Below are 22,537 nucleotides of genomic sequence, written 5' to 3'. Positions count from 1 at the left end.
CAGGATGAGTTCACCAGTCATATCAATCTTAGAAAAGACCCGGCATAACCGGGTCTTTTTTTGTATTTTTTTATATCGATAGTCAACGGCTTCATTGCGGTTTTCCATTTGTGGATCGTTTAAATGGCGTGTTAGCCTAACCAATATCCAATGTCATTCGCGCAATAAATGCACATTAAAACTGCTTAAAACAAGCCGAATAACTTCTTTAATGCGTAATAGGTGGTCAAATTAAAGTGAAAAAGTGGCCACATCGCTCAAAAACAGGTCGCCACGTTCGGATCATCCCCAAGCTCATGGCGCTCGTGAAATGGTATAATGTTCTGCAGGATAAATTAACGGGGGAGGTAGTCGGAATAAAATTCTACCACTTTAATATAAAAACAGCCCGCTTTACTTTTTTAAGTCTTCCAATTGGCCAGCTTGAGCGAACTTTGGATCTTTATCACGACCAAATGAACGGGCTAACCTGCTGTAGGCCGCAAATACTGACCATGAACAAGAAGCCGGGCATGAAAGCCCTCCGCATTGAAATTTCCTATACCACGCGTGGATACCATTCACTGAACCTTTATTTCAACGACCTTGCCAGGATTGATTTGCTGAGTGAGGAAGAGGAGCTGCTGTTATGCCGAAGGGTAAGGGAGGGGGATTTATCGGCAATGGATCGCCTCGTATCTGCGAATCTTCGTTTTGTGGTCACCTGCGCCAAGAAGTACGAGCGCATGGGCTTGCCTTTGAGTGATCTGATCAACGAAGGAAACTTGGGGTTGATCACGGCGGCCAGGAAGTTCGACGATACACTCGGATTTAAGTTTATCAGCTACGCAGTTTTTTGGATACGGCAGGCCATTATGATGGCGCTGGGAGAGCATTCCAGGATGATCAGGTTACCCATGAACCAGGTTCGTAACATTACCCTTGCCCACCAACAGATGGGGGTTTTAGAGCAGCAGCTGGAACGGGCCGCCACTGTGGAAGAGCTTGCGCAGGCTGTTGGCGTTCCGGCCACCCAGATGGAAGAGCAGTTGCTCCTTGATAGGATGCCGCTGTCGCTTTATCAGCCCAGTGGTCAGGAAGCGGGTGAGCGGGAATTGGTCGAGCTGGTAGCAGATCAGGAGCTGCTGCCTTCGGACTACCTGGCCAGCGGCTCCGACCAAAAATTTTTGGTTGATTCCCTGATGGCCACGCTAAGTGCCAGAGAGCGGGGAATCCTCGAAAAGCTGTATGGCATCAATTGTCCGATGGAATCCAGTTACGAGGTCGTGGCCGCACAGGCCAGCCTTACCCCATCGAGAATTAAACAGATCGCTGCATCGGCAATCAAAAAACTTAAAACACTGGTGCGGGAAAAAGGGATCATGTATGAATGAGGGGTTCAGCGGTTCTGCCTTAAACGGCCTGTTGCTACTGCTGCTTGCCGGCTGGTGCCTGCTGCTAAAAACACGGGGCCCGTTTTTCTGGAAGGGCATTGGAGAGCTATACCTTATGTACCGAATACGAATGCATATGAGATTACAACTAGAAATACTCGCTTTAAAACTGCGCTACTTATGGGAGCAGTTCCTGATTGAAAGGAATAAAACAAAAACAAGTTCACAACATGACAGATGATACCATTGTTCAGGCCGGGCTGATTGCTGTACTGGCGATTTCAGCAGGACTGATCCTGCGCAAAATTAATCTACCTTCCCGAAGGAGAGGTGATGAGGATAATGACGAGATTCACTGGCTTTAGATTGCCTGGCCATGGAAGAGAAAAAGATACTGGTCATTGGTGCCTGCGGGCACCTGGGATCTGAATTGCTTAAAGCGCTGCGAAAGAAATATGGACGAGAGCAGGTACTGGCCTCGGACATGCTGGAAGCCAGACTGGTGCGGGATCATATCCATCCTTACCGGCAGGTAGACGCGCGGGATAAAACCCGGTTGTTGGTACTTTGCAGGCAGGAAAAAGTCACCGAGATTTATCTGCTTGCAGCCTTGCTTCCCATAAGTGAAGAGACAAACAAAGAACAGTGCTGGCAATCCGGAGTAGAGGGACTGCTCAATGTACTTGATATTGGCGTTGCTTGCAGCGTAAAGCGGGTATTTTGGCCAAGCAGTATTGCCGTATTCGGAAAAGATGCACCTAAGCTATCCTCACCGCAGATCAATTCCAGCTATCCCGCGACAGCGTATGGGGTGAGCAAAGTTGCAGGAGAGTACTGGTGCAGGTACTATTTTGAGAAATATGGCCTGGATGTTCGCAGCATCCGCTATCCCGGGCTGATCAGTCCACAATACCCCGCGGGTAAAGGAACGACGAATTACCCGGTCGAAATGTTTCACCATGCGGTTTCCACCAAAGATTACATTTGCTTCCTCAAACCCGGGACTATCTTGCCCATGATGTATATGGCAGATGCAGTCAGAGCGGCCATGGAGCTCATGGAGGCTCCGGCAGAGCGCATCACTGTGCGTACCGCTTACAACCTGGATTCGATGAGTTTCAGCCCCGACCAGTTAGGAGAAAAGATCAGTGGTCACATTGATTGTTTCCGCCTGCACTATCTCCCTGACTTCCGGCAGCAGATCGCAGAGAGCTTTCCCTCATCCCTTGACGGACAGCGTGCCAGGGCGGATTGGGGATGGGCGCCAAAATACGGGCTTAACGAAACTGTTGAAGTGATGCTGACCACCCTACGTAAAAGGCTGCAAATCTCATAACCTGCCTATTTTTTGCCTGGATATACTGCTGGGGAAGCTTATGCTTTTTAATAATCCTTATTGGGTGACAAAATAAATGATCGTGCAACACTAGGTGTATCTCCGATCGCAAAATAAGAAACAGCTAACAGCTATATAATTCAGCCCGATTTACCGAATTCACTGATCCATGAGGCGAGAGGTCGATTTTTTAGCGAATATTGCCGCATGGCCGCTAGTGTGTTTCCCGCACTATAAGCAGCGTATTAGGGACGCGGCGGCCAGTTAGTTGTAGTGGCGCGAGGCCGCTTTTTTGGTTAATGGGCTGTGCTGCTTTTGAATGTCACAGCTCCTTAGAGTCATCCCCGGCTGATGTTAGTCAGCCGGGGAATTTTTATGGCCAGCCGCACTATACTTCCCGTGTTGATATTATGTAGCGGTCTGAAAGCTGGGAGGTTAGTTCCCACCGGGCAAAAAGGTCTGTATTAAAAGGTTTGCAAGGCCTATTTCTGCAAAGAGCGGGGGCAGGGTGTGCCTAATGAAGCGTTTAATTTTAAATCAAATATATAATGGCAATTAGAATAACGTGCATAAACAAGGACGAGGGCGATCACGAAAATCCATATGTTGCAATATCGCATTTGGGCTGGGTAAATGAGTTAAATGGTAATTCCGGTAGGTGCACCAGGGAAGAGCTTTATGATTACATCAATAGCAAAATGGGCACTGCTTATGTCAAGGACCGCTGGGGTAATCAGGCAGAGGTGATCACCGCGGAAACCGGAAAGGGTACAAAGTACGTGAAAACTGCGGCGGATAGTGTGACAAGCGATAACTTGCTGTCCTTGCCTGAGTGTGAATAGGAAGTAGCTAGTCCAACACATTACTTCGTTTTTGATATTTTGCCTGGTGGGGCGAAAGGTTTTTGTCTTCGATCAGGATTACTGGTTGTTATCTGATCAGTAAATTAGGCGTGGGAGTTTAGGAATTAAGCTTAGCTCATCCAATGACTAACACTTCAACGCAAATGAAACTGTTCATCCGAGACTTAACCAAAATTAGCTCAGAACCTCGAATAGGCTCGCTATCTTGATAGCCTCGCCAAAATTTATATATCCTGTTTATTTATGTATCAGTCACCTGGGCCGATAGTCATGACGGGTTTAATAGCATGTTTTGGTATCAGCAGGTCAGCATGTTGAAATGTTTTACAAGACGAAAGCCGGGCAAAGACCGGCTTTCGAAGCTATAAACTATTTACTAAAAATAAGCGGAGCTTTTCCTGCAAAAGTTCCGCGCTGCGCGGTAATGGCTAATGCGGCAGCCTATTTCTGGATGGGGTAAAGTTGGGGATATCCTGGATTAACAGATCAAGGCAGTTGATCTTCGGTAAATCGGGCTGTTTGTTTGTTGTTGTTCGGAATTAAATTTTGTGGCATTAATTTTTTTGGAGATTGTCCGGAATTAAGTTTTGAAAAATCCATTTTTGTATGCCTGGTCAGCTGCTAGGGGATTTGGAAATGAAGCAGACAAAGTAATATATTTGCAGCTCATTATAACGGATGAACATGTTTAATAATTTAACTAGCCCAATCAGCTATAATGGAATCGTATTATCCAGACCAAACGGATCTCGCCATATTAAAACTACTGCAAAAAGAAGCCCGGTTGACCTACAACGAAATCGGCCGCCGGTTGCATAAAAGTAAATCACCAATTATTGAACGCGTCAGGAGGCTTGAAAAGCTCGGCTATATCCGTGGTTATGTGGCCTTGCTCGACTATGAACTTCTACGGGACTGTATGATGGCTTACGTCCGTGTGAGGCTGAATGCCCATTCCGGGGCTGCTCTTGAGGAATTCCAGGCTGCTGTAACTGCCTTTCCCGAGGTGCTCGAATGTTGCCATACCACAGGTGAAGATGATTTTGTGCTTAAAGTCGTGACCAGTAGCCTGCAAAGTTACAATGCTTTTTTGCGGCAGAAGCTTGATAAGTTGCCCAATATCGGGCAGGTCAGCTCGTCAATGGTACTCGCGCAGACGAAACATTCTACGGTGGTGCCTTTTTGAAGCAAATTCTAAAACCAGATTGTTTTGTTTTTTGCCTGGTGAGACTGGGATGCTGCCGCATGTAAAGGTTTTGTAGTGACTGAACCGCGATAGACCATCTAATGTTGGTGTTTTGAAGCAAACTCAATTGAGAATTGTTTTGTTTCTTGCCTGGTGAGGCCGGGATGCTGTCGCTTGTAAAGGTTTTGTAGTGGCTGAATCACGATGGGCTTTATTGTTCGCTTTGAGTTGAAATTGGTTAACAGAATTTTGATAAAGCTTTTGGGAGCCTGGAGTACTGGTCGCAAAATATTTGATTGCCGGGGGGCTGCCGCTGGGCCTACACAAGTGAGCGAATACCGGTTTTATTTCAAAGATGGTAAATCCATACGCGAAACAGAAAACAAAAAAGTAGTTAATCTTAAAGAAAAAGCGGCTGAAGTGATTGCCCTTGCCAAAAAGGCGCTAACTGTTAAAGCTAAGCGTAATTTTGCAGATCTCTATTGTGATAAAACCCAATAAGCATCAGGTAGGGCAACTATACTCAAGAGAGAAAAGAACGTAATTTGACCACAGAATTCCAGATCTTGCCTTTATTCAGTTTATTAATTCTTTTTGCTAAACAATTATAGTTTTAATTTTGCACAGGTTAGCAAAAGGATGAAATGATATGATTATCAGAAAAAAAGAACATTGGCTCAGGATGCTTTTTGTATGGCATGGTTCTGTGCTTCCGGCGTTGTTGCCCCGTCTGGCATTGCTTTTTATACTATCGCTTGGCGTAGTTTACTTCCATGGAACAGTATTAAATTTCAAGATTCCACTTAATCCGGCTCCGCTCACCTTATTTGGTTTCGTACTGGCCTTGTTTCTTGGTTTTCGTAACAATGTGAGTTATGACCGCTTTTGGGAAGGACGCAAGTTATGGGGTGGCTTACTCAATACTACACGTTCACTTACCCGTCAGGCAATAACCCTTCAACATGCTGGCCAGGGCAATGAGATAACTGATTTCGTACAGCTTCAAAGCGCATTTGTATTTGCCTTAAAGCATCAGCTCAGGGAGACCGATCCTGAAAAAGACCTGAAAGAACGACTTTCCGAAGATCAGCTCCAGATCGTAAAGCAGGCTAAGTATAAACCGGCAGTCATTATGAACCTGATGGCGTGCTGGATACAGAAAGCCAGGGATAAAGGAAATCTGGATACTATTCTGCAGGCGCGTTTTGATGAAAACCTGGACAAACTTTCCGATATTCTGGGAGGTTGTGAGCGAATCGTTTCCACACCTATACCTTACAGCTACCGGGTATTGTTGCACCGTACGGTCTATATTTACTGCTTTCTTTTACCTTTCGGACTGGTTGATTCACTTGGGTGGTTCACCCCATTGATTGTGGTATTTGTTGCCTATACCTTTGTTGCTTTTGAAGCCATTGCAGACGAAATAGAAGAACCCTTCGGAACAGATGCAAACGACCTGGCCCTGAACAGCATGTGCATCATGATTGAGGAGACTATAACAGAGATGACAGGTAAAGAAATCAGTAAGCCAGCAAAAATTAGTCAAAACATTATAGATTAATTCCCAAATTACATCAACCATAATTTTCAATGTCCGCAACCTTTCAATACCACGCCATTAAGCCAGAAACCGAACTTGCTGCATTTGTAGAAAGTATAGGCATGTTTGGTAACTTTTCTCCAGCAGAGAAAGAACTGGTGGTTTTACCTGATGGGCGGATTGACCTGTTTTTTATGTTCACTGCCGAGGGAGGATTTCAGGTACTGCTCATGGGGCTTGAAACAAGTTCTGACATGAGGGTTGTACCTGCCGGAATGTATGCTTATGCCGTGAGCTTTACTCCACTTGGATTAGAATATATCCTGGATATACCCATCGCCGACATTCTGAATTCGGCAAAAGTGCTACCTGCCGGTTTTTGGGATAACAAACCAGCGTGGTTCGAAAATCTGGAAACTTTTAACCGTCATGCTATACAAAAAATTCATTCTCTGCTGCGAAGCAAAGTAGATGAACGAAAGCGTAAACTTTTCGAACTCATTTATGCCTCACAGGGCGAGCTAAGCGTTAATGAAATTGCCGATCAGATTGGCTGGAGCAGCAGACAGATTAACCGGTATTTCAACGCGCAATTTGGCCTGCCCCTTAAAGCCTATTGCGATATACTTCGCTTCCGGAAATCATTAGAACATATTGCTGTAGGTAAGCTATTTCCTGAGCTTGATTTTACAGACCAGAGTCATTTTATCCGTGAGATAAAGAAATATGCCGGCGCCCTGCCCAAAGAGCTATCTAAAAATAAAAACGACCGATTTATACTATTATCGGTATTAAAGCAGCGGTAATTTTGGATCATCAAATTACCGAATATGAAATTAGAAAATAAACAGATCGCCATTATAGGCGGAGGGCCCGGTGGTTTAACCTTAGCCCGCTTACTCCAGTTGCAGGGAGCTAATGTAAAAGTTTACGAACGCGATAGCAACCCCGATGCCCGGGTACAGGGATCACCTTTAGATTTACATGAAGAATCAGGATTGGCTGCGCTCAGGAAAGCAGGGCTTTTAGCCGAGTTCAAGGCCAATTTTATGTCTGGAGCAGATAGAAAACAGATTATGGACGAGCATTGTAACGTTTTCTTTAGCGATCATGAAGACAAGCTGGAAGAGAATTTTGGGCACGAACACTTTCGTCCGGAAATTGACAGGGGTGTGCTCAGACAAATTCTTTTACAATCACTTAATATCGGCGTTGTGGTTTGGGGCAAGCAGTTTTTGCGCATGGAAGAAACGAACGGCGGTTGGAATATTACTTTCGCAGATGGATCTACAGCTCATGCAGATCTGGTAATTGCTGCCGATGGGGCCAATTCTAAAGTACGTCCTTACCTTACTGATATTAAACCTTTTTATTCTGGTATTACCATGCTGGAAGGCAATATAGCCGATGCCCCAAAGCATGCACCATGGATAAATGATTTGCTAAACGGAGGAAAGATTATGGCCTTTGGTGCAACAGAGAATCTTTTGCTTGGCCAAAAAGCAGGTGCTGAGATCGGTTTCTATGCCAGTTTTAAAGCCGGCCTGGATTGGGTATACAGCGAAGAAGTTGATTATAACAACCGGGCTAATCTTTTGGCCTGGTTTGGTCAGAAATACAGCAAATGGTCGGCTGAGTGGAAAGAACTCTTTGAGCAATCGGAGTTGCCAATTGTGCCACGCCCCATTTATTGTATGCCATTGGATCAGGAATGGCAGGCTAAGTCTAATCTCACATTGCTTGGCGATGCCGCCCATGTAATGCCACCCTTTGCGGGCGAAGGCGTTAACATGGCTATGCAGGATGCACTCGAACTGAGCGAATGCCTGCAATCGGAGAATTATGATAGCATATTGCAGGCAATTGAAAATTACGAACAGCAGATGCGTAAGCGGGCGAGTGCGGCGGCTAAAGAATCACTTGATAATGGCGAACTCATGCATTCCCAAGGTTCATTGCAAGCCATGATTGATTTGTTTAGTGCCCACACCAAATAAATAAACCTGAGCAGGGGATAATACCTGATAGGTTAATAAAACGATTTAGTTTAAAATTTAGTATCTTGTTCACCATACCAAATAGAAACCCATAATTGTTATGAAAAAAACAAGTTTACCCATTTACCTCTGCGCCTTCGTGCTGCTCCAGCTATTGTTTAATGCAAATGTTACGGCGCAGGTGCCAAAACTGCCAACGAAATGGACAGCAGAAGCCATGCGCAGTTCAAACCCCTTTCCGGAATATCCACGTCCGCAGTTAGTACGTGACCAATGGCAATCGCTTAATGGTAAATGGGACTATATTGGTGGCAAAGAAAAAATGAGTGCCCTCGATCCTAAAACTCCTTTGGATTTTAAAGGGAAAAGCGAGCAAATCCTGGTGCCTTATTGCCCCGAATCTGTTATTTCGGGGATTGAGCGTAAACAGGAAATCAATATGTGGTACCGCCGAAAGTTCGAGATACCGAAAGCCTGGAGCGGAAAAAATGTATTGGTAAATTTTGAGGCTGTAGATTACCAGGCCACGGTATTTGTGAACGGTAAAAAAGCAGGTACACATGCAGGAGGCTATGATGCCTTCTCTTTAGATATAACAGCCTTACTAAAAGGAGGTGTTAATGAGCTAATTGTTGCCGCCTACGATCCTAACGATGGGCGAACGCCTTCGGGAAAAAATGGTCCGCGGGGCGATTATACTTTCAGTTCTGGTATCTGGCAGAGTGTATGGCTGGAGCCGGTTGATAAAACACACATTAAAAATATACGATTATTGCCTGATCTGGAAAATAACAGGTTGCAGATTACTGTTGATGCCTTGTCAGCAGAAGTATCCGCAGTGGCGCTCGATGGGAAAAAAATAGTTGCACAGGCTCAGGGTAGCGCAGGCAAAACTTTTTACCTGCCCATTGCGAACCCAAAGCTATGGTCGCCTGATAATCCTTTTTTATATGATTTAAAAATCACTTTGAAAGCCGGTAATGGAAAAATTATCGATGAAGTAAGCAGTTATTTTGGTATGCGCGATGTTAAACTTGGCAAGGTTTCGGGCGTGGTGCGCCCACTGCTAAATGGCAAGTTTGTGATGCAGGTGGGTTTACTTGATCAGGGCTACTGGCCAGATGGAATTTTAACCGCGCCAACAGATGAAGCACTTAAATCTGATATCGATTTTACGAAGAAAGCAGGCTTTAACCTCATCCGTAAGCACATGAAAACTGAGCCAAAACGGTTTTATTACTGGGCCGATAAAATGGGGATGTTGCTTTGGCAGGATATGCCTGCCATCTGGTACCAGCACGAAGATACCACAAAGGTGCGTACAGCTTTCCGCAAGGAGCTAAAGGCCATTATGGACGAACATTACAACTCACCATCCATTATTGCCTGGGTACCTTTTAACGAAAACTGGGGTGCTTTTGATGTACCGGAAATTACAGATTGGGTAAAAAAATACGATCCATCCAGACTGGTTAACGGAAATTCGGGCTTTAATAATAATCCGGGCTATCAAAAAGCGGCCGGCGATCCGGGTAATGGCGATTTTGTTGATACACATATTTATGTTGGTCCGTATGGTGCCTCTAAACCCGATAATAAGCGGGCAGCCTCATTGGGCGAATATGGTGGTGTTGGCCTTTTTGTAAGAGGGCATATGTGGCCGGTAGAGAATAATGCTTATGCCTACGAAGCAACCAGCGCAGCATTAACCGACAGATATGTTTTAATGATGAACCAGGTTGAGCAATTGATGAAATATAAAGGACTCAGTGTGGCAATTTATACCCAAACAACCGATGTTGAGCACGAAGTAAACGGATTACTGACCTATGACCGTGCAGTTGAAAAAATGGATGTTAAACAGGTAAGCGAAATCAATAAAATCGTTATTGCAGAGGGAGAAAAGTTAAATACTCCTGAGCATAAATGATCCACGTCATTTTATTTTGCTTCTATTAATATGAACTTTGTTGATGTACATATGTGGGATAGGTTTACGTTTGAATGAAATTTGAAAAAGATAGCGTTACTTCATTCCAGCATAAGATTACGTCAATTAAAAACTAATATTATGTTAGGTGATTTAAACAAAGGGGAAATGATTGCCCTCCTCGAAAATCAGGTAATCGGTAGGTTGGGTTGCTACAGCGATGGTGAAACTTATGTTGTACCTATCAATTACGTGTACCGCAACAATGCCATTTATGCCCATTCTGGCCCAGGGAAAAAGATAGATATGTTACGCCATAACAAAGAGGTGTGTTTTCAGGTAGACGAGATCAAAGATACCTTTAGTTGGAAGAGTGTGGTAGTATGGGGAACTTTTGAAGAACTCCAGGGAGAAGAAAGACAACAGGCTATGCAGGGAATCATTCACAGGATTATGCCGCTTACGTACAAGCCTTCACAGGAAGTTTCGCATGGCATTAGCAGCGGGGTGCACCAGCAGATTATTGTGTATAAGATTAATATTAAGGAAGGAACAGGAAGGTTTGAAGCGCACGACGAATTGTAATGGCAATTGTCGTGCGCTTATCTTATTATTGAGCTACCAGATAGTTCAATTCAGTAACCCCATTTGAAAACTGCTGCGTAGCCAACAGGTTCAGTTTTATCCTGTCTTTTATATCTTTAAACAGCGGAATGCCTTGCCCAAGTATAACCGGATTTACAAATAACCAATAGCCATCAATCAGGTTTTGCTGAATAAGCGAGTGGGTTGCTGTTGGGCTGCCAAAAAGCAAGATCTCTGTACCTTCCTGTTGTTTGATTTCATTGATTCGAACTGTAATATTATCGCTGATAATGGTTGTATCCGTTAAATCAGCCCCTTGCAAGGTTTCGGAAATAACGAGTTTATGTGCCTTTTTATACCAGGCCGAATGTTCAATGTCGTGTTTACTCGCATCGGGGCCATCTGCTGCAGTAGGCCAGTAACCTTCCATCATCTGGTAGGTTACCCGTCCATATAAGGCCGTATCAGTTCCGCCAATCCGCTTGCCTACATGGTCAAAAAGTTCTTCATCAACTTTAATCCAGTTCATTTCCCCGTTAGGGCCTGCAACAAAACCATCAAGTGATATATGCATAAAGGAAATTATTTTTCTCATTTTGGTGCTTATTTAAAGTAAATGTATGTTCTGTTTCTTTTAATCAAAAATAATACACCATATCCATGCAGATGGGGGTTATTTAAGACAAAATAAAGGCTTTACAGGTAATTTTTAAAAGAAACAATAAGTGTAAGTGAGCAAATTTACCATGGCCCAGGCAAAGTATATAAGAATCGGAAGAAATTTTGCTCAGATTTATAAAACGCAAACATTTGGCTCAGACCCAACCCAAAAAGTACAATTAAAATAAGTGAAAATTACACAATCGATTGTATGGTACTGCACAATCGATTGTGTGGTTTTTGAATAGATTTAGCCCTTATTCTGCTTCGATTTTTGCAGTTTATTTTATTTAGCTTCGGTCTTTTTGAAATAGAAAAGCGAACAATTTTATGCGAAAATTTACTTGTTTAATTTTATTATTAAGCCCTTTAGCCCTTTGGGCTCAATCTTTTGCACCCGTGCAGGAGCTGATTAAGCGAAGAACGCCCTGGTTATCTGGTCATGTTATTTTTAAACCCTTAAAAAGCAGTCAGCTTGACCGTTTTGAGATGAAGAGTGCAGGCGATAAATTGATTATTAGTGCTTCAGGGCCTAATGCCGCAGCAGTTGGCCTGAACTGGTATTTAAAATACTATTGCAATCGATCGATGTCGCACATGGGCGATAACTTATCGGCTGTATATCCAACTCCGAAAGTGAAGGAGCTGGTGCGGGTTGAGGCTCCGGCTAAATACCGTTACGCTTTAAATTACTGCACCTACAACTATACCATGAGCTTTTACGATTGGAAAGATTGGGAACACGAGCTGGATTGGATGGCTTTAAATGGCGTTAACCTGATGCTTACCGTGAACGGTATGGAATCGGTATGGCAAAAAACTTTGCAGCAGATTGGCTATTCTGAAAAGGAAATTAATGATTTTCTGGTCGGACCAGCATATACTGCCTGGTGGTTAATGGGAAATATACAGGGATGGGGAGGACCGATGCCACAGAGCCAGATCGATGGCCGCAAAGCATTGCAACAAAAAATGATTGCCAGGATGAAAGCACTGGGGATATCGCCTGTGCTGCAAGGCTTTTACGGAATGGTGCCAAGCTCTTTGAAAGATAAAAGTAAGGCAGAAATTATTGACCAGAAAACATGGGGCGCATTTAAGCGGCCGGATATTCTGGTTCCGGGCCGTGATGATTTTTCAAGAATAGCAGCGATATATTATAGCGAAGTGCGTAAAGCCTACGGAAACGATATTCGCTTTTTTGCAGGAGATCCTTTTCACGAAGGAGGTATTACCGAGGGTATTGATTTAAAAGCTGCCGGAAAATCTATCCAGCAGGAAATGCAAAAGAGTTTCCCCGGATCAACCTGGGTGCTGCAGGGCTGGCAGGATAATCCAAAGCAGCAAATGCTCGAAGGACTTGATAAATCGCACATACTGGTGCAGGAGCTGTTTGGCGAGTTTACCAATAACTGGGAAAAAAGAAAAGGCTATGATGGTACACCATTTATATGGAGTGTTGTGAATAATTTTGGCGAAAGGCCAGGTTTATACGGCAAATTACAACGGTTTGCGGATGAGGTGGATCGGATACGCAAAGGCCCATATCAGAATGTTTTATCTGGTGTAGGAATTATGCCCGAGGGGCTTGATAATAACCCTCCGGTGTACGATCTGATGCTTGAATTGGGCTGGCGTAATGAACATGTGGAAGTTAAAGATTGGTTGGTTGGCTACGCTAAGTATCGCTATGGAAAATCGGATGCACACATTAACAAGGCCTGGCAGGGTTTTCTGGAAACCATTTATGAAAGTATCCCGGGTTATCAGGAAGGAGCAAGCGAATCGGTTTTCTGCATTCGCCCTGCACTGGATACAAAGCCTGTTTCGCACTGGGGTACCCGGGTTAGGACCTATGATCTGACCAAGTTTAAACAAGCTGTGCTCGAATTCGCTAAAGCAGCACCAGCATTCAAAAATGCTGATACCTATCAGATTGATCTGATTAATATGTTAAGGCAGGTGCTTGCCAACGATGGCGAACAGGTTTTTCAGGAAATGGTTAAGGCTTACCATGAAAAAAATGTCGAACAGTTTAACCAGTATTCTGCACAATTTCGGGAGATGATCCGTTTAACAGACGACCTGCTTAGCGCTCATCCGTATTACCAGCTGAACACCTATAAGGCTCAGGCTTTAAAGCTTGGGAAAACAGCTGCGGAGAAAAAAGAAAACATCCGCAATGCCATGATGCTGATTACCTATTGGGGAGAAAACAATCCGGCGGAAGATAACCTGCATGATTATGCGTATAAGGAGTGGGGCGGCCTGATGAAAGATTATTACCTGGCGAGGTGGGAGCTATACATCAATTATTTACAGCATGACCTTAAAGGCGAAAAAATGCAGGCTCCCGACTTTTTTAGCTGGGAGCGTGCATGGGTTGAGCAAAATATGGAGCTAAAAGCACAAAAAGGGGTTAAGCCTTTATTTCAGGTCGTTGCTGAAATTCTAAAATCGAAAACAATTGCTCAATAATCCGGTAAGATTTATCCTTAATCATATTCCTGTTGTCTAAAATGGCAACAGGAATATTGTACCTTTTTAGCTGATCAATCTGCTCTGAAGGTAATTTAGGTTTATTCAGCGCAATAAGAATACCATCTACCCTTAAATTCATCATATTTTCGAGTATTTTTCTTTCCTGCTCAGGTTTATTAAAGGATTGGCCAAAAATTACATTGTAATTTTTATTGTTAGAATAACGTTCAATAGTACTCAGTACGGCACAATGAAGCGGTTCAGCGATATCTGGCAACACCACACCAATTGTAGAAGTTTTTCCCTGCTTCAGAAATATGGCATTTTGATTGGGATGATAATTCAGTTCGGCTGCAATTTTATTTACCCGCATAGTGGTAACCAAACCTATGCTCGGATGTCCTCTGAGCGCTCTGGATACGGTTGAAGGGTCAATTTTTAGTCGTCTGGCTATATCTTTGATTGTAGGGATTTTTTCCATTGTTTTAGGCTGTTGGTATTAAAAATTGAGCTCACGATTTTTAAGGTAGAATGGGTATCCTGACCGCTGGTTTGTTTCCAGGTATTAAAATCAGTAATTGGATTACTATTGGTGCTATTCCAGATCCATTGGGGTTTTTCGCTGCTAAAGTATTGGTTGTAGTCAATAATATTATGGCTTCCGCTTGAGGTGTATTTGTGGATCAGCACATCCTTAGCTGCGGCGTAAATACGGTTATACTTAATAACATTGCTGTCGCAGTGCTCGGTTAGTCTGATTTCTCCTTCAATCTCTCCGAAGGCACCTAAAACACGATTGTTCTCTACCAGGGTATTGTTTATCACCGAACAGTTTCTAGTTCCCGAAATGGTATAATTCAGGTAATCGCCCATATAAATACCCGTGCGGTAACAGTGGTAAACCAGGTTGTTCCTCACCATTGTAGTTTTGGTCGGATAGATATTGCTTTCGCTTATCAATCCTATTCCACGGTCACTTTCATAAACAATGTTTCTTTCGATGAGCGTATTGGCACCTCCGCAAACATAAATAGAAATGGCACCATAACGGTCAGGACCCCAGGTTTCAGGTGTTTGGGTCATGGTGTTGTGGTGAAAAATATTATCACTAATCACGCCATTTCGGGCATAATTGCTTGCTACAACGCCACGCGGATTAAGGCCGTCGCCACCAGCTACAATGATACCGATGTTCTCGGTATCGTAAACTTTATTGTGCTTGAAAACGAAGCCATCTACGTTGCCGGCAAGCGTTACATTTTCGCTTGTTCCGGTTTGGGTATCATGAACCGTACAGTCAGTAATTGATAAGTTTACTATTGGTGTTTTACCTGTTCCAATAACCAGTATGGCATGTCCGCTTCGGCCCTGGGCCAGTGTAGTGGTGTTTTTGATGTTGTAAATATTACAGTTTTTAATAGCAATATCACGCCCGCTGCCACTAATTGAAATGCCCTGAGGGTCAGTGTTAACTTTGTTGCTATGCAGGTTGCAAATATCAAATCCATCGATGGTAATCCAGCTCGTATTAATCAGGGTAATAAGTGCCTGCCAGCCGGTAACATCGATGCTGCTGCCATCAATAATTGCTTTTTCTTTAGGGTAACTTTTAAGGCTGATCGGTTTGCCGGGCTCACCAGACCTTGGGAATTTTATTTCCTGGTAATATCTCCCGCCTCTAACAATTACCTGGTCTCCGGGTTGCGCTTTAATTAAAGCAGCATAAATGGTTTTAAATGGTGTACGAATGCTCCCCGTATTGGTATCAGCACCGTTTGTAGCAACATAATATTGATGGGATGTTGATTTGCTTTGAAAGGGATTGGCTAAAGTATTGGTAGCGCAAACCAAATGCTGCGCTACCAATAAAAGGCCTAAAAAACAGTGGAATTTCATGTAATGTTGAATCTAGGTCCTTAAAAAATTATTCTGAAACGATCTTTCTGATCCTGTTATTGTTTTTATCCAACACATACACCGTTCCATTTTTGTCTACAGCAACTCCGCCAGGTGCACTGAAAGAAGCCTGCGTTCCAAATCCGTCTGTATATCCTGCAACATTACTTCCTGCAAAGGTGCTCACCTGATAAGTTAAAGCCTGGATGAAGCGGATACTTTGATCGGGATTACTGGTGCTTCCGCCCCCGGTTCCGTTACCGGCAAGGTAAATATTGTCATTACTATCAATAGCAATACCCCATGGATAGGCAAATTGTGCTGCACCGGCAGCTCCGTTTACATAACCTACTTTATCCTGCTGACCGGCAACAACGCTTCCCTGCCAGGTACCCGCATTAAATTTTCTAACCAGCTGATCGCCATGCGCAGATACGAATAAATTACCTGTTTTATCAAATTTAATCCCCGCAGGATAATTAAGGTCAGAAACGACCGCTTTAGAGCTACCCTGAGCATCGATTTGGTAGATGCTACCCGGACTGGCACAGCTGCCGTAAAATAATTTACCGCTGCTGGTATCAAAAGCAATGCTCCAGGGTTCCTGACTGGCAAAACCTAATGTTTTAGCTTGTCCATCAGGGCTAATCATTCTAATATCCCAGTTACCGGGGTCTGCGGAGTATATGTTTCCGCTGCCATCAATAGCGAGGTCATAAGGCAATGAAAAATTTGCTGCGGTGCCCTTACCATCTGCGTAACCCGAAATGGCCGGGTTACCTGCCAGGGTAGTTACATTTCCTACCGGATCAATTTTACGGATACAGTGGTTACCTGGATCGGCAACATAAACATTAAGCTGATTATCGACCACGATGCCGCAGCTTCTGTACCAGTTTTGGCCTGAGAAATTAAATGAGGCATCTGTACCTTTTCCGTTGGCAAAAGCGGCGTTACCAGAGCCTGCGAGCGTGGTTACTGTTCGTGTATATTCATAGTTGAATATGCTTCCGCTCAAAACTTCCTGGTTTTCAATCTTCACTTTTATGGGGCCTGATTTTGATTTTTTGGGCACCACAACCATAATTTGTGTAGCGCTGGCCCCAATTACTTTAAGCGGAAGGTCATTTAAAACCACTGAGATTTTAGAAAGATCAGTAGTGAAATTAGTTCCTGTAATGAGCACTTCGGTACCTCCACCACCTTTTTTGGGTATAAAATCTGCAATGGTAACTGGCGAGGCAGGGTCGTAGTTGCCTGTTTTATCTTTTTTGCAACCTGCTAAAAGCAGGAGTATGCAGCCCAAAAGGTAAGGGCCTGCAATAATTATATGAATGAATTTTTTCATGGAATCTTTTTTTAATACATCATGATACCTGTGTTACCAGCCTGGATTTTGTACCAAAGCCCGGTCACGGTCAAGCTGGTATTGAGAAATTGGAAAGAGGTACATTTTATTTTCCCAGGCCCTTTTTTGAAACAAAGTGCGTTTGTAAAAAGGCGTAAACGCAAATCCTTGTCCGCCATCATCTTCATTCACATTCATGGTATAAATGGTTTGATTTTCCGGGGCACCGAGTAGAAGTCTTCTGATAAGTGTATAATACCGGTCGCCTTCAAAACAAAGCTCTACTTGTCTTTCTCTTAAGATATACTTCCTCATGAGTTCTTTGTTGCCTACAGCAGCAGGGTATGCCGTTTCAATACCAGGTAAACCTGCTCTGGTTCTAACGAGGTTTAGCGTTTGTACAATCTCAGGATTAGATGGATCATATTCATTTAAAGCCTCTGCATAATTAAGCAGAATTTCGGCATAACGCAGAATAATAAAAGGCCTGTAATTGGTTACATCCTGTCTGATATTATCAGCAGGGCTTACATTTTTAAGAAAATTATAGCCGGTAATGTTATTGGTTATTCCGGTGGCTTTGGCTCCGGCTTTACCCGAATAATAAAACTCTATGCGGCCTGTGCCATCAATGTTGCCTGCAGATGAATAATAATTTTTATCATCAACTGTTGGGGCTGGCAATACCGGACGGCCATTGTACTGGATATAAGCGTAAAAACGTGGTTCCCTGTTGGCATACATGTTCCATTGCCCTTTTTTATGCCCCCAGCTTTGATCGCCATTATTTTCTGCAAAGCCGGTTTCCTTATACTGCGATTGCGGATCGTCGATAGTGCGGCCGTTATTCATGCAAAAGGCATCCACAACATTTTGAGTTGCATTGTAAAGATTAATCCCGCCAGGGTTAGGCGAAGAGGCTTTGGTGTAACCCCAATAGTTCCATGAATTTCTGGAGAAAAGAATCTCTCTGTTCCAGTTGGCCAGAAACAGGTCGCGAACCGAGTAATAAGGATCAAACTTGCTGCCGCCATTATCCAGATTGGTAAATAATTGAAAGGCGTTCAGGTTCATTACTGCTTTTGCAGCATCTGCAGCAATTTTCCATTTGTTGGCATCATATGCGCTTGGAGCCAGGGCAGTTCCATCCTGATTCTTTAATGAAGCAAATGCAGGGTTTCCATTCCAAAGCGGACTTGCAGCCCAAAGTGCAAGTTGTGATTTAACAGCCAGACAAGTTCCTTTTGAAGGGCGGCCATAATCACTTGATGAAGCCCAGTTTACGGGTAAATTAGCCGCAGCTTCATCCATTAACTGATTTACATAATCTTTACACTGATCAAAAGTATTTCTTGGATACTTATTGAAATCGTCATTTAAAGCAAGAGAACTGGTTAATTTAACCACCGGACCGTATTGCTTAATCAATTGCCAGTAAAACCAGCCCCTTAAGAATTTCGATTCTGCTTTGTATTGCGTTTTTAAAGCGGTACTGAGTTGCGATTCAGGTACTTTGTCAACATTGGCCTCGAAAATAAACGACGAGCGGATACCGGTATAATAATTATCCCAATGATCATAATAGGCGTTTACAGAGCTCCAGTTTCCGGCAACCATTTGCCTTACGTTGGTGCTGGGGATAGATACAGAGGCCTCATCGCTTATGCCAACATGCGGATAATCGATTTCTAAAACAGCGCCATAAATGTTGTATAAATAAGATTCTGCATTTGCCCGGTTGCTCCAGAGGATTTCTGAAGTGAGCAGGTTATCTGGTTTTTCATCCAGGTGTTTGCATGCGGATAGGGTGCATGTTAAAAACAATGATCCTGCTGCGATAATGAATACATATATACTTTTCATCATAATATTTTTTAATATTAAAAATTGATCGATACTGCTGGTTAAAGCGATACTTTCAGCCCCAATGCGAAGGTTCTCAGCGGTGGATAGCCAGCCGCGTTGGCTCCAAGCTCCGGATCCCATAATTTAAATTTGGAGAAGGTGAGTAAATTCTGCCCTGAGAGGTAAAAATATACCGACTTAATTGCCGCCTTTTTTAGCAAATTATCAGAAATTCTGTATCCTAAAGTTGCCTGTTTTAAGCGCACGAAACTGCCGTCTTTTGACCACCAGGTGCTGGGCTGATAGTTATTGCTGTTTTGATTCGCAATGCCCAGCCTTGGATAATAAGCATCCTGACGGGGATTATCAACAGTCCACCTGTCTTCCAGACTGGCCAGCATGCCTGAGGGATATTGCCCCATGCCCGTGAAAGGCACGATCCCGGCACCCTGTGCACCGTCGCCGGTTACAGCCGAACCATTGGCCATAAAAGTTACATTGGCAATGCCCTGGAAGAAAAGTGAAAGGTCTACGCCTTTATAACCTACCGTAAAACCTGCACCGTATAGAATGGTTGGAACATCTGATTTACCAGTGTATACCTTGTCAAAGCTGTTAATCACCCCATCGCCATTTACGTCTTTGTACTTGATGTCGCCCGGTTTTGGGGTAGCACCGAACTGGCTTGCGCTTTTGGCAATTTGTTCTGTTGAGGTAAATAGCCCTTCAGCAATATACATCAGGTTATCGCCTAGTTTTTGTCCGGTGGCCTGCTGATACGGATATTGCTGTCTGGGTTCGTCTTTTTCTACAATTTTATTGTTGTTATAGGTGAAATTTCCATATAAACGAAGCGATACGTTACCCATTTTCTCGGTATATTCCATGTTGGCATCAACCCCCTGGTTGTTCATTTCGCCCAAATTGGCGAATACCGTTCCGGTAACACCCAGTATGCCTGAAAGCGAACTCCGGGCAATGAGAATGTTTTTTCTTCTTTCTTTATACAGATCGACAGTGATATTCAGTTTGTTAAGCAAACCTATTTCTATACCTAAGTTGTCTTTGGTAGCTTTTTCCCAGGTCAGGTTTTCTACACCAAAAACACTTTCGGTAACACCGTTAAAAATGGTACCGTTAAAACCTAAACCTATCGATCTGCCTGGTCCGTACTGGCTCAGGTAAGGAAACCTTTTTAAACCATTATTAATTCCAATCTGATCATTTCCTACAATGCCATGTGAACCTCTGATTTTTAACAGGTTAAACGTAGCAGATAAGTTTTTGAAAAACGGCTCTTTCGAAATTACCCAGCCCCCGGAAACTGAAGGGAAAAAACCAAACCTTTTACCGGGCTCAAAGTTTTCAGATCCGGTATAACCTGCATCAAATTCGATCATATAACGATCTGCATAATCATAAGTGGCTCTTACTGCCATGCCCTGGTTTTTGTAGGGGATAGATGAAATTACATCTCCGGCCGAGCTTACCACTCTTGAGCGCATGTTGTATAAAAATAAGCCTCCAACATGATGATTGCCGAACCTGCGGTCATATGTAACATTGGTTTCCAGGTACATCTTTTTCTCTGCGGCTGAGGATTGTGAGTAACCCAAAAACTGTTCTCCAACCCTCGATTGGCTCAGGATCAGGTTGCCATCAGCGTCTCTTCCGCTGGCTAAGAAAAGGTTGTTTCTACCCGTTCTTCTGTTGTCGTTTTCACTGTAAGAATCAAAAGAGAACCTGGCCATTGCACTTAGTCCCGGTGTTAGTTTATCTAATTTCTGATTGATAGAGAAAATAGATTGTATGGTTGGTCTGAACTCTGTTGCATAGCCCGAATTTTGGATTTCATTGAGAGGGTTGCTTCCTCCGTTGTTAAACGGGCCAGCCCATGAACCATCCGGATATTGTATTGGAAAGGCAATAGGAGGGGTTAAGTAGGCATTGTACCAGATTTTACTGGCTGATAAACCCGGATATCTGCTGCTTACCAGCATGGCATCAAGGTTCATTGATAACAGGGTAGTGGCACTCAGGTCGATATCCAGGTTAGTTCGGAAATCGTACCTTTTAAAGTTTAAATTGGGGTTGTAGTCATTTTGTTTAGTCACCTTGTAGCTCCCGTCCTGATTGTAAAAAGAGGCCGAAACGTAATACCTTACGCTTTGAGAGCCTCCGCTAACATTTAAATTGGAGTTGAAACCTGGTGCCCAGTCTTTATAAGTTGATTTGATCCAGTCTACATTAGGGTAGAGGTAAGGATCCAATCCGCTAGCGGTTTTTTGAATAATTTCTTCCGAATATACGGCCTGGTTGCCATCATTAATATTGGCTTCATTGTATAATCTCATCCATGAAACACCATCGAGCATTTTTGGTGTTTTAGTAAGGCCGGATATAGAGGCTTCCGTTTTGATCGAAATCAGCGGTTTACCTGCAGTTCCCCGTTTGGTTGTGATGATCAAAACACCGTTCGCTCCTCTGGCACCATATACTGCGGTGGCCGATGCATCTTTAAGCAGGGAAATGCTTTGTATGTCTTCCGGATCAATATTGTTGTAAGATCCGCCGAAAGAACTATTCACATCATCGCGCTGTACACCATCAATAATGATTAAGGGTTCGGTATTACCGGTAAAGGTACCAATACCCCTGATGGTGAAAGAGGCGTTATCGTAGCCCGGTTCGCCGCTTCTTTGCATGGAGATAATACCGGCTACTTTACCTGCTAAAGAATTGGAAAGCGAGCGGTTAGGGGTTTGCATATCAGCCATGTTAATGGTGCTGACTGCTCCGGTGATGGTTACCTTTTTTTGTTTACCATAACCTACTACAACCACATCATCAAGGGTTTTATCTTCTTCTGTCATGCTGATCGTCATGTCGGTCTGATCTCCTACAAGCACTTCTTTAGCCACAAAGCCCATCAGGCGAACCACGAGCACATCGTTTTTATCTGCCTTGATTTTAAAGTTTCCATCCGCATCGGTGGAGGTTGCTTTTTTAGTGCCTTTAATGGTTACCGTTGCTCCCGGAATCGGGCTTCCTTTTGCATCGGTTACTTTACCGTGGATTTCCTGATCGCTGAAAATGCTGCTCAGTTTATCCAGGGCTTTATCCAGAATGGAACTTTCTTTTGGTTTGATTAAAATGGTATTGCCATCAATGAGATAGGTTAGGGGGAGGTTGTGCAGGATTTTTTTTACTGCGGTTTCCAGTTCTTCATTTTCAATGGTGACGGAAATGGGGTTGATCCCTTCAAGCACATTTCTGTCGAAGAGAAAATTATATCCACTTTGATTGTGGATTTTTTCTAAAGCACGCTTTAATGATACCCGCTGTTCATTAAGCGTTATGCGCTGCCCGAAGGTAGCCGCACTTACCTGCATTAGCGTGAAAAAGAGCACGATGGTGGTTAGGCGCATAATCATCCATATTTTACGGATATAACAGTTCGTTATACCGGTTTTACTGGCATAAAATCTATACAT

General features: G+C 43.5%; 18 protein-coding genes. 12 read left to right on the top strand and 6 right to left on the bottom strand.

What is annotated here, in order from left to right; translation table 11 throughout:
• Positions 1–296 precede the first annotated feature (296 nt).
• The 11 genes from OC25_RS02025 to OC25_RS01975 all read left to right on the top strand — a co-directional run bounded on the left by OC25_RS02025 (position 297) and on the right by OC25_RS01975 (position 10,813).
• On the top strand, positions 297–1,373 hold the full coding sequence (locus OC25_RS02025) for a sigma-70 family RNA polymerase sigma factor (protein ID WP_082018474.1): 1,077 nt from the start codon (positions 297–299) through the stop codon (positions 1,371–1,373).
• A gap of 230 nt (positions 1,374–1,603) precedes the next feature.
• On the top strand, positions 1,604–1,738 hold the full coding sequence (locus tag OC25_RS28410; RefSeq protein ID WP_280740754.1) for a hypothetical protein: 135 nt from the start codon (positions 1,604–1,606) through the stop codon (positions 1,736–1,738).
• Between the two features lie 11 nt (positions 1,739–1,749).
• Positions 1,750–2,709: an NAD-dependent epimerase/dehydratase family protein gene (locus tag OC25_RS02015; protein WP_039471170.1), complete on the top strand. Its 960-nt coding sequence runs from the start codon at positions 1,750–1,752 to the stop codon at positions 2,707–2,709.
• 548 nt (positions 2,710–3,257) lie between these two features.
• Positions 3,258–3,551: a DUF3892 domain-containing protein gene (locus OC25_RS02010; protein ID WP_039471167.1), complete on the top strand. Its 294-nt coding sequence runs from the start codon at positions 3,258–3,260 to the stop codon at positions 3,549–3,551.
• 739 nt (positions 3,552–4,290) lie between these two features.
• Positions 4,291–4,758 (top strand): Lrp/AsnC family transcriptional regulator, encoded by a 468-nt coding sequence (locus OC25_RS02005; RefSeq protein WP_039471164.1) that lies wholly within the window; start codon positions 4,291–4,293, stop codon positions 4,756–4,758.
• Between the two features lie 204 nt (positions 4,759–4,962).
• Complete coding sequence (locus tag OC25_RS02000; RefSeq protein ID WP_039471162.1) at positions 4,963–5,259, top strand: hypothetical protein; 297 nt, start codon at positions 4,963–4,965, stop codon at positions 5,257–5,259.
• 148 nt (positions 5,260–5,407) lie between these two features.
• A complete protein-coding gene (locus tag OC25_RS01995; protein WP_039471160.1) occupies positions 5,408–6,322 on the top strand; it encodes a bestrophin family protein in 915 nt (304 codons plus the stop codon).
• A 29-nt stretch (positions 6,323–6,351) separates the two neighbouring features.
• Positions 6,352–7,107: a helix-turn-helix domain-containing protein gene (locus tag OC25_RS01990; RefSeq protein WP_039471158.1), complete on the top strand. Its 756-nt coding sequence runs from the start codon at positions 6,352–6,354 to the stop codon at positions 7,105–7,107.
• Positions 7,108–7,131: 24 nt separating this feature from the next.
• Positions 7,132–8,298: an FAD-dependent oxidoreductase gene (locus tag OC25_RS01985; RefSeq protein ID WP_039471156.1), complete on the top strand. Its 1,167-nt coding sequence runs from the start codon at positions 7,132–7,134 to the stop codon at positions 8,296–8,298.
• A gap of 100 nt (positions 8,299–8,398) precedes the next feature.
• Positions 8,399–10,228, top strand: coding sequence for a glycoside hydrolase family 2 protein (locus tag OC25_RS01980; RefSeq protein ID WP_039471153.1), 1,830 nt, complete (start codon positions 8,399–8,401; stop codon positions 10,226–10,228).
• A gap of 141 nt (positions 10,229–10,369) precedes the next feature.
• Positions 10,370–10,813: a pyridoxamine 5'-phosphate oxidase family protein gene (locus tag OC25_RS01975; protein WP_039471150.1), complete on the top strand. Its 444-nt coding sequence runs from the start codon at positions 10,370–10,372 to the stop codon at positions 10,811–10,813.
• 25 nt (positions 10,814–10,838) lie between these two features.
• Here OC25_RS01975 and OC25_RS01970 read toward each other — a convergent pair whose 3' ends face one another.
• Positions 10,839–11,408: a dihydrofolate reductase family protein gene (locus tag OC25_RS01970; protein WP_039471148.1), complete on the bottom strand. Its 570-nt coding sequence runs from the start codon at positions 11,406–11,408 to the stop codon at positions 10,839–10,841.
• A 395-nt stretch (positions 11,409–11,803) separates the two neighbouring features.
• On the opposite strand from OC25_RS01970, the gene OC25_RS01965 reads away from it, so the two are divergent.
• Positions 11,804–13,951 carry an alpha-N-acetylglucosaminidase gene (locus tag OC25_RS01965; protein WP_039471146.1) on the top strand — a complete coding sequence of 716 codons (2,148 nt, stop codon included), beginning with the start codon at positions 11,804–11,806 and terminating at the stop codon, positions 13,949–13,951.
• Here OC25_RS01965 and OC25_RS01960 read toward each other — a convergent pair.
• The 5 genes from OC25_RS01960 to OC25_RS01940 are packed head-to-tail and all read right to left on the bottom strand — an operon-like array spanning position 13,893 to position 22,537.
• Positions 13,893–14,435, bottom strand: a complete 543-nt coding sequence (locus OC25_RS01960; RefSeq protein WP_052265887.1) for a LacI family DNA-binding transcriptional regulator — start codon at positions 14,433–14,435, stop codon at positions 13,893–13,895. The two genes, OC25_RS01965 and OC25_RS01960, sit on opposite strands and share 59 nt — an antisense overlap.
• Entirely contained in the window at positions 14,405–15,850 is a 1,446-nt protein-coding gene (locus OC25_RS01955; RefSeq protein WP_052265886.1) for a DUF1565 domain-containing protein, read from the bottom strand. Before OC25_RS01955 ends, OC25_RS01960 begins: the two co-directional genes overlap by 31 nt.
• Before the next feature lie 28 nt (positions 15,851–15,878).
• Positions 15,879–17,198: an IPT/TIG domain-containing protein gene (locus tag OC25_RS01950; RefSeq protein ID WP_039471143.1), complete on the bottom strand. Its 1,320-nt coding sequence runs from the start codon at positions 17,196–17,198 to the stop codon at positions 15,879–15,881.
• A gap of 33 nt (positions 17,199–17,231) precedes the next feature.
• Complete coding sequence (locus tag OC25_RS01945) at positions 17,232–19,064, bottom strand: RagB/SusD family nutrient uptake outer membrane protein (protein ID WP_082018473.1); 1,833 nt, start codon at positions 19,062–19,064, stop codon at positions 17,232–17,234.
• A 38-nt stretch (positions 19,065–19,102) separates the two neighbouring features.
• The gene (locus tag OC25_RS01940; protein ID WP_052265885.1) at positions 19,103–22,537 is read right to left on the bottom strand and encodes a TonB-dependent receptor; all 3,435 of its coding nucleotides are present in this window, start codon (positions 22,535–22,537) and stop codon (positions 19,103–19,105) included.

The organism is Pedobacter kyungheensis (assembly GCF_000812965.1).
Classification (GTDB): Bacteria; Bacteroidota; Bacteroidia; order Sphingobacteriales; family Sphingobacteriaceae; genus Pedobacter; species Pedobacter kyungheensis.
This window is presented reverse-complemented; position numbering and strand designations above follow the sequence as displayed.